Source organism: Nocardia halotolerans (genome assembly GCF_042650145.1).
GTDB lineage: Bacteria > Actinomycetota > Actinomycetes > Mycobacteriales > Mycobacteriaceae > Nocardia > Nocardia halotolerans.
In genome coordinates this window covers 74,058-86,957 of the sequence record NZ_JBHSDL010000025.1, presented here as the reverse complement: position 1 = coordinate 86,957, position 12,900 = coordinate 74,058, and the positions used below count along the sequence as shown (strand labels likewise).

11 protein-coding genes are annotated in these 12,900 nt (G+C 68.1%); 5 read left to right on the top strand and 6 right to left on the bottom strand.

Going from position 1 to position 12,900, the window contains the following annotated elements; translation table 11 throughout:
* Nucleotides 1-10: 10 nt before the first annotated feature.
* Nucleotides 11-1,192, bottom strand: coding sequence for an amidohydrolase family protein (locus ACFO5K_RS18880; protein WP_378564420.1), 1,182 nt, complete (start codon nt 1,190-1,192; stop codon nt 11-13).
* A gap of 35 nt (nt 1,193-1,227) precedes the next feature.
* The gene (locus tag ACFO5K_RS18875) at nt 1,228-2,766 is read right to left on the bottom strand and encodes an AMP-binding protein (RefSeq protein WP_378564417.1); all 1,539 of its coding nucleotides are present in this window, start codon (nt 2,764-2,766) and stop codon (nt 1,228-1,230) included.
* Nucleotides 2,767-2,898: 132 nt separating this feature from the next.
* On the opposite strand from ACFO5K_RS18875, the gene ACFO5K_RS18870 reads away from it, so the two are divergent.
* From ACFO5K_RS18870 to ACFO5K_RS18855, 4 genes are all read left to right on the top strand, one after another.
* Nucleotides 2,899-3,615 carry an enoyl-CoA hydratase/isomerase family protein gene (locus tag ACFO5K_RS18870; RefSeq protein WP_378564414.1) on the top strand — a complete coding sequence of 239 codons (717 nt, stop codon included), beginning with the start codon at nt 2,899-2,901 and terminating at the stop codon, nt 3,613-3,615.
* An 11-nt stretch (nt 3,616-3,626) separates the two neighbouring features.
* Nucleotides 3,627-4,814 (top strand): xylose isomerase, encoded by a 1,188-nt coding sequence (gene xylA, locus ACFO5K_RS18865; protein ID WP_378564411.1) that lies wholly within the window; start codon nt 3,627-3,629, stop codon nt 4,812-4,814.
* Nucleotides 4,815-4,820: 6 nt separating this feature from the next.
* Nucleotides 4,821-6,215 carry an FGGY family carbohydrate kinase gene (locus tag ACFO5K_RS18860; protein ID WP_378564408.1) on the top strand — a complete coding sequence of 465 codons (1,395 nt, stop codon included), beginning with the start codon at nt 4,821-4,823 and terminating at the stop codon, nt 6,213-6,215.
* Nucleotides 6,216-6,415: 200 nt separating this feature from the next.
* Nucleotides 6,416-7,219, top strand: coding sequence for an aldose epimerase family protein (locus ACFO5K_RS18855; RefSeq protein ID WP_378564405.1), 804 nt, complete (start codon nt 6,416-6,418; stop codon nt 7,217-7,219).
* A gap of 22 nt (nt 7,220-7,241) precedes the next feature.
* Here ACFO5K_RS18855 and ACFO5K_RS18850 read toward each other — a convergent pair whose 3' ends face one another.
* Nucleotides 7,242-9,353, bottom strand: coding sequence for an MMPL family transporter (locus tag ACFO5K_RS18850; RefSeq protein ID WP_378566167.1), 2,112 nt, complete (start codon nt 9,351-9,353; stop codon nt 7,242-7,244).
* Between the two features lie 92 nt (nt 9,354-9,445).
* Here ACFO5K_RS18850 and ACFO5K_RS18845 point away from each other — a divergent pair, with 92 nt between their 5' ends.
* Nucleotides 9,446-9,958 (top strand): MarR family winged helix-turn-helix transcriptional regulator, encoded by a 513-nt coding sequence (locus ACFO5K_RS18845; protein WP_378564402.1) that lies wholly within the window; start codon nt 9,446-9,448, stop codon nt 9,956-9,958.
* Here ACFO5K_RS18845 and ACFO5K_RS18840 read toward each other — a convergent pair.
* From ACFO5K_RS18840 to lpqS, 3 genes are all read right to left on the bottom strand, one after another.
* Entirely contained in the window at nt 9,925-11,232 is a 1,308-nt protein-coding gene (locus tag ACFO5K_RS18840) for an MFS transporter (protein ID WP_378564399.1), read from the bottom strand. The genes ACFO5K_RS18845 and ACFO5K_RS18840 overlap by 34 nt on opposite strands.
* Nucleotides 11,229-12,341 (bottom strand): PLP-dependent cysteine synthase family protein, encoded by a 1,113-nt coding sequence (locus ACFO5K_RS18835; protein WP_378564396.1) that lies wholly within the window; start codon nt 12,339-12,341, stop codon nt 11,229-11,231. Before ACFO5K_RS18835 ends, ACFO5K_RS18840 begins: the two co-directional genes overlap by 4 nt.
* Nucleotides 12,342-12,455: 114 nt before the next feature.
* Nucleotides 12,456-12,884: a putative copper homeostasis (lipo)protein LpqS gene (lpqS, locus tag ACFO5K_RS18830; protein ID WP_378564393.1), complete on the bottom strand. Its 429-nt coding sequence runs from the start codon at nt 12,882-12,884 to the stop codon at nt 12,456-12,458.
* Between the last annotated feature and the right edge of the window lie 16 nt (nt 12,885-12,900).

Here is a 12,900-nt window from a genome sequence, read left to right as displayed (position 1 = left end):
CCGCCGGACCTCAGACCGACAGCAGCCTGGCGAGGTTGCCGCCCATGATCTTGGCCTGATCCTCGACCGGCAGATGGCCGAGTCCTTCGGCGAAGGTGGTCGGCTGCGACAGCCCCTCGGGGTGCGGGTAGTCGGATCCGAAAAGCACCTGGTCCACGCCGATCAGGTCGATCAGGTCGTTGACACCCTCCTCGTAGAACGGGCTGAGGAAGACCTGTCGTTTGATGGTTTCGATCGGGTCCTGCATACCGAAGCCCTCGGGAGCCTTCTTGAACGTATCGGCCAGGCGCTGCATGAGCGGGCCGAGCCACGCCGCGCCGCTCTCGATGATCGCGACCTTCAGCTCAGGGTGCCGTTGCAGCGCGCCGTGGCACAGCAGCGAGGCGAGCGCGTCCTCGACCGGTCGCCACTCGTTGACCATGCTGAAGGTGTTGGTGACGAACGGCAGCATCTCGGCGTTACTGCCATCCCACTCCTGGGTGTAGCGGGCATAGCCACTGTCGGAGGTGTGCATGGTCACCGCGACACCGAGTTCCACCACGCGCTTCCAGAACGGATCGAACTCCGGTACCGCGAACGAGCGCGGGCCCCGGAAACCGGGCACCGGCGCCGGGCGGATCAGAACGGCCTTGGCGCCGCGTTCGACCACCCACTCCAGCTCCTTGATCGCCTCGTCCACGATCGGCAGGGTGATCACCGGGACGGCGAAGATGCGATCCTTGTAATTGAACGACCACTCCTCGTGCATCCACTGGTTCAGTGCGTGGACGATGGCGTGGATGGCCTCCGGATCGTCGCGCAGGCGCTCCTCGACCAGGCTGGCCAGGGTGGGGAACATCAGGCTGCGCTCCACCTTCAGCTCATCCATCAGTGCCAGCCGTGGTCCCGGTTCCCGGAAGGCGTCGATGGCCTTCATCGGCTTGCCGAAGATCTCCCGGCGGCTCTTACCTTCCGGGTTGCCGTTCTTGAAGTAGTCCTCCATGGCACCCGGGCGGGCCACCACCTCGAAGGTGGGGTTCGGGATGTACTGGCTGATCTGACCACGTATCGCGATCTTCGTCCGGCCGTCGACCTCGACGTACTGGATGATCCCCTGGTAGCGCTTCGGCAGGTACCTGGTGAGCGCGTCCTTGGTCTCGTAGAGGTGATTGTCGGCGTCGAAGAGCGGATACGGCAGTGTGCGGGCCGTCATGAAATCCTCCTTTGCGATTTTAGAGAATCCTATTCTCATATGGCCCGCGCCGCAATGTCACCGCGAACCCTGTACTTCTGGACCTTGCCGCTGGCGGTTCGAGGGAAGTCGTCGACCCGGTGCAACTCCTCGGGCCACTTCTGTTTGGCGGCCCCCGCCTGGGCGAAGTGGTCGCGCAGTTGCCCCATGGTCGGCATCGGATGCTCCGGTAGCAGGCGGAGTACGGCGGCGGCACGCTCGCCGTAGCGTGGATCGGGCACGGCGACCACGGCGGCCTCCGCGACGCCGGGCATGCTCAGCAGCACCTCTTCGACTTCGAGGGCACTGATGTTCTCGCCACCGCGGATGATGATGTCGGACTTGCGATCCGTGATCGTGAGGTAGCCGTCCTCATCGAGAACGCCGATGTCACCGGTGTGGTACCAGCCGTCGCGGTCGAAGGTGGTCGCGGTGAGTTCGGGATCGGTGTAGCCGATGCAGAGATCTGGCCCGCGACTGAGGATTTCGCCGTCCTCGGCGAGCTTCGTCTCCACCCCCGAGGTCACTTCGCCATCGGTGAACAGCCGTTTGTCCTCGGGCGCGGTATAGCGCGAACAGGTGATCGAGGGGTGTTCGGTGCTGCCGTAGGAGCGAAACACCGTGATGCCGAGTCGCGCCAGCCGTGTGGTCACCGCGGCGGGCACCGATGATCCGCCGAGACCCGCGTATCTCAGGTGCGGGAGGTGAGCGGCGGTGAAATCCGGATGGTCGAGCAGGCTGGTGACGAAATAGGTCGCACCCCCGCCCATGGTGAGGTCGTGTCGCCGCAGCAACCCGAGCACGCGACCCGGATCCCACACATCGACGAGGTTGACGGGCAGGCCGTCCAGTACGGGAATGAGGAACGCGTTGAGCATCCCGATGAAATGACCGATCGGTGACCCGGTCAGCTGATGACCTCGGTCGGGCGGGAAGAGCTCGGCGAGCTGCCTGGTTTCGTGTCCGAGCGTCTGGTGGCTGTGGATGACACCCTTGGGTTTGCTGGTGGTTCCGGAGGTGAAGGCGATCAGGGCCGGACCCGTCGGGTCGGCGGCCAGGAGACCGGGCATCGGCTCGGCGTCGAGCAGGTCGTCGAAGTCGCGGCCGACGACGCCGACGATCGGGACATCGCGGCACGCGTCATCGGGGAAGGTCGTGCTCGCGAACCGCTCCACGCCGATGAATACCCGAGGTCGGGTCACCTCGAGGATGAAGCCGACTTCTCGTCGCCCGTAGAAGTGGACGATGGGCACCACTGTCGCACCGAGGAACGCCGAGGCCCAGAAAGTGGCGGCGGCTTCCATCCAGTTGGGTAGCTGAAAGGCGACGACATCGCCGGGCCCGACACCGCGCCGCCGCAGACCGCTCGCCAGCCGGCGGGCGATCAGTTCCACCTCGCCGAATGTGCCGTGCCATGGCCGGAACTCCGAGTGGACCCGGAACGGCGTATCCGGTGCCGCGTTCAGGCCCTGCGTCAGCAGGTCGCCGATGGTGTCGTTGGTCCACCACCCTTGCGCTCGGTATCGCTGGGCGAGTTCGTCGGGAATCGTTCGCATGAAGGGGCTCCAAATGCCCAGCTGCGTCATCGACGCGCAGGCGGTGTCAGATCGTTCCGAACAGGGGCTTCGTAGGTGAATATGATATTCTCCTAAAGTAAGAACGTAAATATCACGTCTGGAGAACACTGCATGGTCGACCTCGAGTTGGACCAGGGATCGGCGATCATCACCATCGACCGCCCGCACGCCCGCAACGCCATCGCGCCCGAAACCATGGACCAGTTGGACAAGGCCATCGATGCGGCGAGCGGTGCGCGGGCTCTGGTCATCCGGGGAGCGGGGGACCAGGCATTCGTTTCGGGTGGAGATCTCAAGCAGCTCAGCGAGATTCGCACCCTCGCCGATGCGGAGGCCATGGCTTGGCGTATGCGGCTCATCTGTGACCGCCTGGCCGCCTTCCCGGCCCCGGTGATCGCGGCGCTGAACGGTCACGCCTTCGGTGGTGGTGCCGAGGTCGCGGTCGCTGCCGACATTCGGATCGCTGCCGCCGACGTCAAGATCGCGTTCAATCAGGTGGCGCTGGCGATCATGCCCGCGTGGGGTGGTGCCGAGCGCCTCGCCGCGCTGGTCGGCCGCGGCCGCGCGCTCATGCTCGCCGGCTCGGGTATCGCTCTCGACGCAGCCGAGGCGCACCGGCTCGGTCTGGTCGACCGCGTGCTGGCGCGCGATGACTTCGATGCGGGTTGGCGCGCCCTGGCGCGCTCGCTCGCCAACCGTCCCGCGGGCGAGATCAAGCGCGTGCTGGCGGGAGCTTCGCCGCAGGAAGCTGTCACGGCCTTCGCGCGCCTGTGGATCGAAGACGAGCACTGGACCGCGGCGGACCGAGTGTTGAACCGCCACAAGTAAGCGAGGTCGGCATGCTAACACCCACGACTGCAGACAAATTCTCCTTCGGACTGTGGACGGTCGGCTGGCAGGGCCGCGATCCCTTCGGCGACGCCACCCGGCCGGAGCTCGACGCGGTCGAAGCCGTACATCGGCTCGCCGAGCTGGGTGCCTACGGCCTCACCTTCCACGACGACGACCTGTTCCCGTTCCACGCGACCGCGCAGGAGCGCCGGCGGCGCATCGACCGCTTCCGGCAGGCGCTGGCCGAGACCGGGCTCGTGGTCCCCATGGTGACCACCAACCTCACCGCCCACCCTGTTTTCAAGGACGGCGGTTTCACCAGTAACGACCGTTCGGTCCGCCGCTTCGCGTTGCGTAAGGTACTGCGCAATGTGGAGTTGGCGGCCGAACTCGGCGCGCAGACCTATGTGCTGTGGGGTGGGCGCGAAGGTGCGGAATACGACAGTGCCAAAGACGTCCTCGCCGCGCTCGATCGATACCGCGAGAGCTTGGACGTGTTGACGCAGTTCGTCACCGATCGTGGTTATGACCTGCGGTTCGCGATCGAGCCGAAACCGAACGAGCCGCGTGGCGACATCCTGTTGCCGACCGTGGGTCACGCGCTGGCGTTCATCACCACCTTGGAGCACCCCGACCTCGTCGGCGTGAATCCCGAAGTCGGGCACGAGCAGATGGCGGGGCTGAACTTCGCGCACGGCATCGCCCAGGCGCTGTGGCAGGGCAAGCTGTTCCACATCGATCTCAACGGGCAGCGCGGGATCAAATACGACCAGGACCTGGTGTTCGGGCACGGCGACCTGTTCAACTCGTTCGCGCTCGTCGACCTGCTCGAGCACGGCGGTGTCGACGGCGGGCCCACCTATGACGGGCCACGGCACTTCGACTACAAGCCCTCCCGCACCGAAGATATCGGCGGCGTGTGGGATTCGGCGGCCGCGAACATGCGCAACTACCTGTTGCTGAAGGAGCGGACCGCCGCGTTTCGCGCGGACCCGGAGGTGCGGCAGGCACTGTCCGACAGCGGCGTACTCGATCTTCGGGTGCCCACGCTCTCGCCCGGTGAGAGCGCGCAGGACCTGCTGTCGGATCCGGAGTCCACCGGATTCGACCCCGACAAGGCGGGCGAGCGCGGATACGGATTCGTCCGGCTCAATCAGCTCGCACTCGAACACCTCATGGGCCGGCGCGGAAAGTAGGCACCCATGACACTCGTCGCCGGAGTCGACTCCTCGACTCAGTCGTGCAAGATCGTCGTCCGCGACGCCGACACCGGGCAATTGGTCCGTGCCGGCCGGGCGGCGCACCCGCCCGGCACCGAGATCCATCCGGAGCATTGGTGGCGCGCGTTTCAGGAGGCGAGCGCGGCGGCGGGCGGCTTGGACGATGTGGCCGCCCTCAGCATCGCCGGGCAGCAGCACGGGCTGATCTGCCTGGACGACAGCGGCGAAGTGGTCCGGGACGCGTTGCTGTGGAACGACACCAGGTCCGCGACGGCCGCCGCGGACCTGGTCGGCGAAGCAGGGGCGACAGCTTGGGCGCAGCGGGTCGGACTCGTGCCGGTCGCCGCGATCACCGTGGCCAAGCTGCGCTGGCTGGCCACCCATGAGCCCGGGAACGCGGCTCGAACAGCGGCCGTCTGCCTGCCGCACGACTGGCTGACCTGGCGATTGCGCGGGGACCGCGATCCGGCCATGCTGACCACCGACCGTTCGGACGCGTCCGGAACCGGCTACTTCGACTCCCGCCGCGGCGAGTACTGCCCCGACCTGATCGACTTGGCGATGGGGCGCACAGACCTGGTGTTGCCACAGGTTCTGGGTCCGCGTGAGTCGACTGCGATGACTTCGGGCCCGCGGTTGGGTGCCGGCGCCGGTGACAATGCCGCCGCCGCGCTCGGACTGGCCGTGGGCACGGATGCGATCGTCTCCCTGGGAACTTCGGGAGTCGCCTGCGCGGTCTCGGCCGACCGGCCCGCCGATCCGACCGGCACGGTCGCAGGTTTCGCCGACGCCACCGACCGCTATCTGGCCCTGGTCTGCACGCTCAACGCCGCCCGGGTACTCGAGGCGACCGCCCGAATGCTCGATGTGGACCTGGCGCGCCTCGGCGACCTGGCGATGTCGGCCCCGCCCGGTGCCGAAGGAGTGGTGATGGTCCCGTACCTGGACGGCGAACGTACGCCGAACCTGCCGACCGCGACGGGCGCGCTACACGGACTCACTCCGGCCACGATGATTCCGGCGAATATCGCCCGCGCGGCCATCGAGGGCATGCTGTGCGGTCTGGCAGCCGGGTTGGCAGCGCTGAGCGCGCAGGGTGTTGCGACGAATGGGGTGAGCCTGATCGGGGGCGCCGCCGCCCTGCCCGCGGTCGGGCGGATCGCACCGAGCATCTTCGGAAAGCCCGTGCGGGTACCCACGCCTGGTGAGCACGTCGCCGACGGTGCGGCGCGACAGGCCGCATGGGCCATACGCGGCGGTGATGTGCCGCCGCAGTGGGCAGAGCGCGCTCGCGCCGCCGAACTGTACGAAGCTCCGGTAGCCACCGCGGTACGAGAGCGCTTCCAGAACGCGGCATCGAGGTACCTGGAGCGATGACACGATCAGCGGGCCCGGTGCATCTACGGCATGTGCGGAGAGACAACCTGAAGGCCGTTCTCCTCCGCGATACAGCCGCCCACCGGCGACGATGCTGATGTCGATACCGACGTCGCCGGACACATGACCCGGTCGATGGCACCGAGGTCCGGTGCGCAGCGGCGAGGCTGTCCCAGAGCACGAGAGAAGGGCCGGTCAGGGTGGACGATGATCTCGAATTGACGGCGGCGGACGTCACCGCCCGCATTTCCCCGTGTCTCGGGGGCAGACTCACCGGTCTGGTCATCGGCGGAACCGAACTGCTGCGCCAGGGCGACCGATACGGCTCGTTTCCGATGGCGCCCTGGTGCGGCCGCCTGCGCGACGGCCGTTTCACTGTCGATACGAACGTTCACCAGCTGGCCTTGAACGCGCCGCCGCACGCCATACACGGAACGGTCCGGTCCGGTGCGTGGGAGGTCACGCAGGCATCGCGAACCCGTGCGACACTCGTCCGCTCGCTCGCCGGACCGTGGCCGTTCGCCGGGCAGGTGCTGCAGCGGTTCGAATTGTCCGAACACGCTCTCACCATGGAAATGGAGATCACCTCGGAGGCCGACCGCTTCCCGGCCCAAGCCGGTTGGCACCCGTGGTTCCTGCGCCGACCTCGACCCGACATCGCTGATGTCGGTGTGGCTTTCGAGCCGGCCTGGCAGGAGGAACGTGGCGCGGACCATCTGCCGACCGGGCAGCGGATACCGCCCCGGCCCGGACCGTGGGACGACTGCTTCGCGATGCCAGGGGGCGTCGATGTCGTTCTCGAATGGCCGCCGCTGTTGCGCTTGCGTATCCGGAGCCCGGAGCGGTGGGTGGTCCTCTATGACGAGCAGGTGGAGGCTGTCTGTGTGGAGCCGCAGTCCGGTCCACCGAACGGCCTGAACACGATGCCGCGATTCGTCACCCCCGCGGACCCGCTACGAACGGAAACTGTGTGGACTTGGGAGTACTGCGAGGAGGTGAGCTGAGCGCGCTGCTCGTCAGCGAGCGTCACCGGCTGACAGGTGGCACGGCGGTGTGACCCACAGATTCCGCGTTCGCGGTTCTCGCGGGGTTCACCGGCCACCAGACCCTGTCACCCAGGAGCTCGAACAGTGCCGGAACCACCAGGGTGCGGACCACGAAAGTGTCGAGCAGGATACCGATTCCGACGACGATGCCCAGCTGGGTGAGCGTGATCAAGGGGAGTACGCCCAAAACGCAGAACACCGCGGCCAGCACCGCGCCCGCGCTGGTGATCACCGCACCGGTGGAGGCGACGGCGCGGACCATTCCCCGGGTGGTGCCGTGCGTGCCGGCCTCCTCGCGGGCTCTGGTCACCAGGAAGATCGTGTAGTCCACGCCGAGCGCGACCAGGAACAGGAAACCGAACAGGGGCACGCTGGTGTCCAGCGCCGGGAAACCGAACACTGTGCCGCTGATCCAGCTGCCCGCGCCGAGGGCCGCGAGCGCACTGAGCACCGTGACGCCGACCAGCAGCACCGCCGCCGGGACGGCTCGCAACAGGGCCAGCAGCACCAGCAGCACGACCACCAGGATCAGCGGGATGACCAGCGCCTGATCCCGTCGCGCGGCATCACGGATGTCGAGGGCCTCGGCATCGGAACCGCCGACGAGCGCTTCGGCGCCGGGAACCGCGCCGAGTGCCGTTCGCATCCGCTCGACCGTGCTGAACGCATCGGCCGAGCCGGGCGGTGCGTCCAGGACCACCGACCAGCGCGTCGTGCCGCTGTCGGAGGTGCCGGTTTGCGTAGCCCGCGAAACCCCCTGCACGGTATCGAGTTCGGACTGCACCGATGGTGCTGTCGCGGTGCGCGCGATCACCACCGCGGGGTCGGCGGAGCCGGAGGGGAAGTGTTCGGCCAAGGTCTGCAGTCCGTCGACGGATTCGGCTTGCACACGGAACTGCTCGGTGCGCGACAGGCCGATGTCGGTGGTGGCGAGACCGGTGGCGAAGACCACCAGGACCGCCGACGCGGCCCCGGCGACGAGGGCCGGGCGGCGCACCACGCGCAGCGCCACGGCGGCCCAGAAACCGTGCTCGGCCGGGTCGCGACCGTCGGCGCCGGGTACGAACGGCCAGAACACCTTTCGCCCGCACAACGCGAGAGCCGGGGGCAGGGCGAACAGCACGAATACCAATGCGACGACCAGTCCGGCCGCGGCGAACGCGCCCAAGCTGCGGGTGTTCGGCAACGCGGCCAGCAGCAGGGTGAGCAGAGCGAGCACCACGGTCACATTGCTGGCGAGCACGGCGGGCGCCGCACGGCGTACCGCGGCGCGCAAGGCGGCGCGATGGTCGTCGTGGCGATGGAGTTCGTCGCGGTACCGCGAGACGAGCAGTAGGGCGTAGTTCGTGCCGGCGCCGAAGACCAGGACGCTGGTGATGCCCGAGGTCGAACCGTCGAAGGTCAGGCCGGTGAGTTGCGCCAGCACGGTGCCGACGCTGGTGGCGACGCGATCGGCCAGGCCGACGACCGTCAACGGGACGAGCCAGAGCACCGGTGAGCGGTAGGTGATGATCAGCAGCGCCATCACCACGAGCGCTGTCACGATCAGCAACAGGGTGTTCGCGCCGGAGAAGGAGTCGGCGATGTCGGCGCCGAAGGCGGGCCCACCGGTCACCTGAACGCGCAGCGGTTCGGGTAGGTCCATGGTGAGGGTGCTGCGCAGCTCGTCGATGCGATCGGTGAGCGCGAAGCCGTTGAGGTCGGCCGGCACGGGAATCGGGGCGATGGCGGCGCGGCCGTCGGGTGCCGCGATGACGCGTGGGCCGCCGGTCGCGGGCACGCCTGCCCGGGTGAGGGCGGCGTCGAGAGCTGCCATATCGGGTTCGGTGAGCACGGCATCGTCGGTGCGCGTCGCCACCATGATCGCGGCGGCCTCGTCCGAACCGGGGAAGTCGTCGGCCGCGGCGGCGGCCCGGGCGGACTCGGCCGCGGACGGCAGCGACATCGGTGCCTGTCCGGCGCCCTCGTTGCTACCTGCCAACCCGATGACGGTCATCGCGGCCGCGGCCACCGCGAGCAACAGCACCCACGATCGCCGCCCGCTCACCATCCGGGCGAACCGATCCCATCCCAGCCCGTCGCTGTGTCGCATCACGGGAACGACTATTTCAGAAACTTAACTACCTGACAATGCCGGGTGCGGTAAAGCGGCTAAGCTCGCAGCCGGATCGAGAGGAGACAGGCGTGGGCACCCAGGACACCGAGGACGCCGATCCGGCCCGTGATCGGTCGGAGCTGGAAACCGAGATCGCCCGGGATCTGCGCGCGCTGACCGCGATCTCCGAACAGATCGGTCACGTTTTCGCCCGTTCGAACGATCTGCGTCCCAACGACTTCCGTGCCCTGATGCACGTCGCGACCGCGCAATCCGAAGGCGCGCCGGTGACCGCGGGCCGCCTGAGCAAGCTCATGGGCGTCTCCGCACCCGCGGTCACCTACCTGATCGAGCGAATGATCGAATCCGGGCATCTCGAGCGGGTGCCCGACCCCACGGACCGGCGGCGCGTACACCTCGGCTACACCGAGCACGGTATGTCCGTCGCAGCCGGATTCTTCGGACCACTCAGTACCCGCACCCGGGCGGCCCTGGCCGAGTTGCCCGCCGCTGACCTCGAGGCGGCCCACCGGGTGTTCGTCGGGGTAACCGGCGCGCTGCGCGATTTCTACAGTGAGCTGCCGGGGGATACCGAGGGCTGAGTTCGTCGGCGCGCCGACGTCGGAGGCAGGTCACCTCCCTCCGGCGACCCGGGTTCGGAAGCTGCTCGATCCAGCCGCACCAGCGCGAAAGCCGCGACAGCACCGATCGCGGTCAGGCCTGCCCACACCGCCCAATCGGCTCCCGCGTCGCGGGCGGCGCCGACAACGGCGCCGGTGGCGAGATTGCCGATCAGGATGCCGACGCCGACGACGGTGTTGTAGAAACCGTAGTGCGTGGCGACGAGCCGGTCACCGGACAGGGTGACGACGGTGTCCATTTCGAAGGGGAAGACCGCCGCCGTGCCGATCGCCAGCAATGCCGTCGTGATCAGCAGAGCCGCGATGGCGGGAACCGTCCCGAACGGGCTCGGACCCGACACCACGATCAGCGGGACGAACGATGCGGCGAGCACTGCCATGCCGGCGACCAGGCTGCGGCCCGGACCCCACCTGGCCCGCAGCCACGCGGTGATGCGCAGCTGGCCCGCGACCGCGACCACACCGGAGACGACGAACAGCGCCGAGACCAGGGCCTGAGCCTGAGCTCCCGCGATGAACTCCGCTTGCAGAGGCAATGCGAGATAGACCTGAAAGGACAGCACGTAGGAGCCGATCATGGCTACCGAGAACGCGAGGAACCGCCGATTGGCAACGACGGTGCGCCAATCCTCGAGCACGGAGGTTCGCACTGTCGAGATCTCGCCTCTGCGCGCGGGCAGGGCGAACAGCTGCGCGATGGTCAGCGCCGCGAACACCGCCGCGGCCACGGCCGCGGTGACCCGGAAATCGACCGCCATCAACGCCAGCCCCACCAGTGGGCCCGCGAGAATCCCCGCTTGGTAGAACATGTTGAACACGGCGAAGGCCTCGAGGCGACGCGCGCCGGCGTCGGCGGCGAGATACGCGCGAACCGCGGGGTTGAACAGCGCCCCGGCGAACCCCGTCGCCGCGGAGGCGATCAGGACGGCCGGCAAGGAGTCCGCCACGATCAGCAAGGCGAACCCGCCGGTACGCAGCAGACAGCCGGCGACGATCAGCGGTTTGTAGCCGAGGCGATCGGCCAGCGTCCCGCCGATCAGGAACATGCCCTGCTGGGAGAAGTTGCGAACACCCAGGACGAGCCCGACCGCCCACGCCGCCAGCCCGAGCGGACCGGCCAGGTAACCGGCCAGATAGGGCATCAGCATGTAGAAGCCGAGGTTGATGCCGAACTGGTTGATCATCAGCAGCTGTGCGGGCCGGTCGAAACCGGCGAATTTGGCGAACACGCTCATGAGGCGAACTCCCCGGCCGGCCACGACAACGGGGAACGCACGGTGGAGCACCTGGTCCAGCGCTGCACGACGCGGTCGCCCGGATGCGCGATCGTGTCGGGTTCGATCGGCGCCGTGGTGTCCAGGAGGCCGTGTTCGGCGCAGTAGGCGTCGTTGTAGACCGTGTCGAAATAGCGCAGCGGACCGTCGGGGAAGACCGCCGCGATATTGGTGTCCGGGTCGCTGACCCGGGCTAGCCAGCCTGCGACCACAGCGACCGCACCGACACTCCATCCGCCGGTGGCGTGATGCGTCGAGGCCAGGGTTCGGGCCGCCCACACCGCTTCCGCCGGGGCGACCCAGTGAACTTCGTCGAAGGCGTCGTAGTCGACATTGGCCGGGAAGATGCTCGAACCCAGCCCGCGCATCAACCGCGGGCCGGCGGGCTGACCGAAGATCGTCGAGGCGACGGTGTCGACCCCGACGAGCTTCATCGCCGGATCGAACCGGCGCAGCACTCGCGCGACGCCCGCGGAGTGGCCCCCGGTGCCGACCGCGCAGACCAGCACGTCTACGGTGCCGAGCTGTTCGATCAGCTCGAGCGCCAGAGATTCGTAACCATCGACATTGTCGGGATTGCTGTACTGGTCCGGGCACCAGGCGTCCGGGTCTTCGGCCAGCAGCCGGGTGACGCGCTCGCGACGGGCCTGCTGCCAGCCGCCGCTCGGGTGCGGTTCGGCGACCAGCTCGACTCGCGCGCCGTAGGCGGCGAGCATCTTGGCCACGATCGGTTCCAGACCGGGATCGGTCACCACGGTCACCGGATGCTGGTACACCATGCCGGCCAGGGCCAGACCCAGTCCGAGTGTGCCGCTCGTCGACTCGATGATGCGGGCACCGGGGCGCAGATCCGCGCGTTCACGGGCGCGCCGCACCATGTGGAGAGCGGGCCGGTCCTTCATCCCACCGGGATTGCAGCCTTCGAGCTTGGCCCAGAATCCACGTCCCGCCCGCGCCAACGGTTCCCCGATCCACAACACCGGAGTGTTGCCGACCAGGCCGCGCGGAGCGTGAGTGGCGTCCGGGGCGCCCAGCAAACGAGGGTAGTGGTCGAGCTTCTTGGTGAGCATGACCTTGTTCAAGGTATTTGTCTCTTCCTGCAATCGCGCTCGCAGTCAGCGGCGCGCCACGACGACGGACAGCGGTCCCCGGCCGACCTGTCGAGTCGGCCTGGCGCTGACCGGTCAGCGTCGGGCGATGCAGTGCAGAGTGAGAATGGCGCGACCGCGGCGCGACCACACGCGCCGCGGCGGGCCACGAATGCCGACTCCACCCGCCGGCGGTGTCGGCGTGGCGGCGAACACCGCCGCGATCGCCGCGAGCAGCAGCACCGAGAAGGCGAGTGCGAGGACACCCGGCGGGATCGCTTTGGCCGTGCAGTGGACGGCATCCGCGTCGCAGTGCGCAGCTGTGGTGATGTCGTTCAGAATGTCGTGGGCGCCGAGGATCGAGTGCGGTGCGGCCGCAGCGTGATGACCGTCGAAACCGGTGTGTTCACTCACCAGGGTGCAGTCGAGGGCGGGGACCACGAGCAGCGCTGCCAGCAGCAGCGCGGTCGGCCGACCGGCACGGCGCAACCGAACGATGAGTCGCGCGATGGCCCGATGGGACAACAGGCTCTGAGATCGT

Bases quoted from the DNA above. Each gene is read 5' to 3' on its own strand.
- ACFO5K_RS18880 (WP_378564420.1), bottom strand. From the start codon at position 1,192: ATGACGGCCCGCACACTGCCGTATCCGCTCTTCGACGCCGACAATCAC.
- ACFO5K_RS18875 (WP_378564417.1), bottom strand. From the start codon at position 2,766: ATGCGAACGATTCCCGACGAACTCGCCCAGCGATACCGAGCGCAAGGG.
- ACFO5K_RS18870 (WP_378564414.1), top strand. From the start codon at position 2,899: ATGGTCGACCTCGAGTTGGACCAGGGATCGGCGATCATCACCATCGAC.
- xylA (WP_378564411.1), top strand. From the start codon at position 3,627: ATGCTAACACCCACGACTGCAGACAAATTCTCCTTCGGACTGTGGACG.
- ACFO5K_RS18860 (WP_378564408.1), top strand. From the start codon at position 4,821: ATGACACTCGTCGCCGGAGTCGACTCCTCGACTCAGTCGTGCAAGATC.
- ACFO5K_RS18850 (WP_378566167.1), bottom strand. From the start codon at position 9,353: ATGCGACACAGCGACGGGCTGGGATGGGATCGGTTCGCCCGGATGGTG.
- ACFO5K_RS18840 (WP_378564399.1), bottom strand. From the start codon at position 11,232: ATGAGCGTGTTCGCCAAATTCGCCGGTTTCGACCGGCCCGCACAGCTG.
- ACFO5K_RS18835 (WP_378564396.1), bottom strand. From the start codon at position 12,341: ATGCTCACCAAGAAGCTCGACCACTACCCTCGTTTGCTGGGCGCCCCG.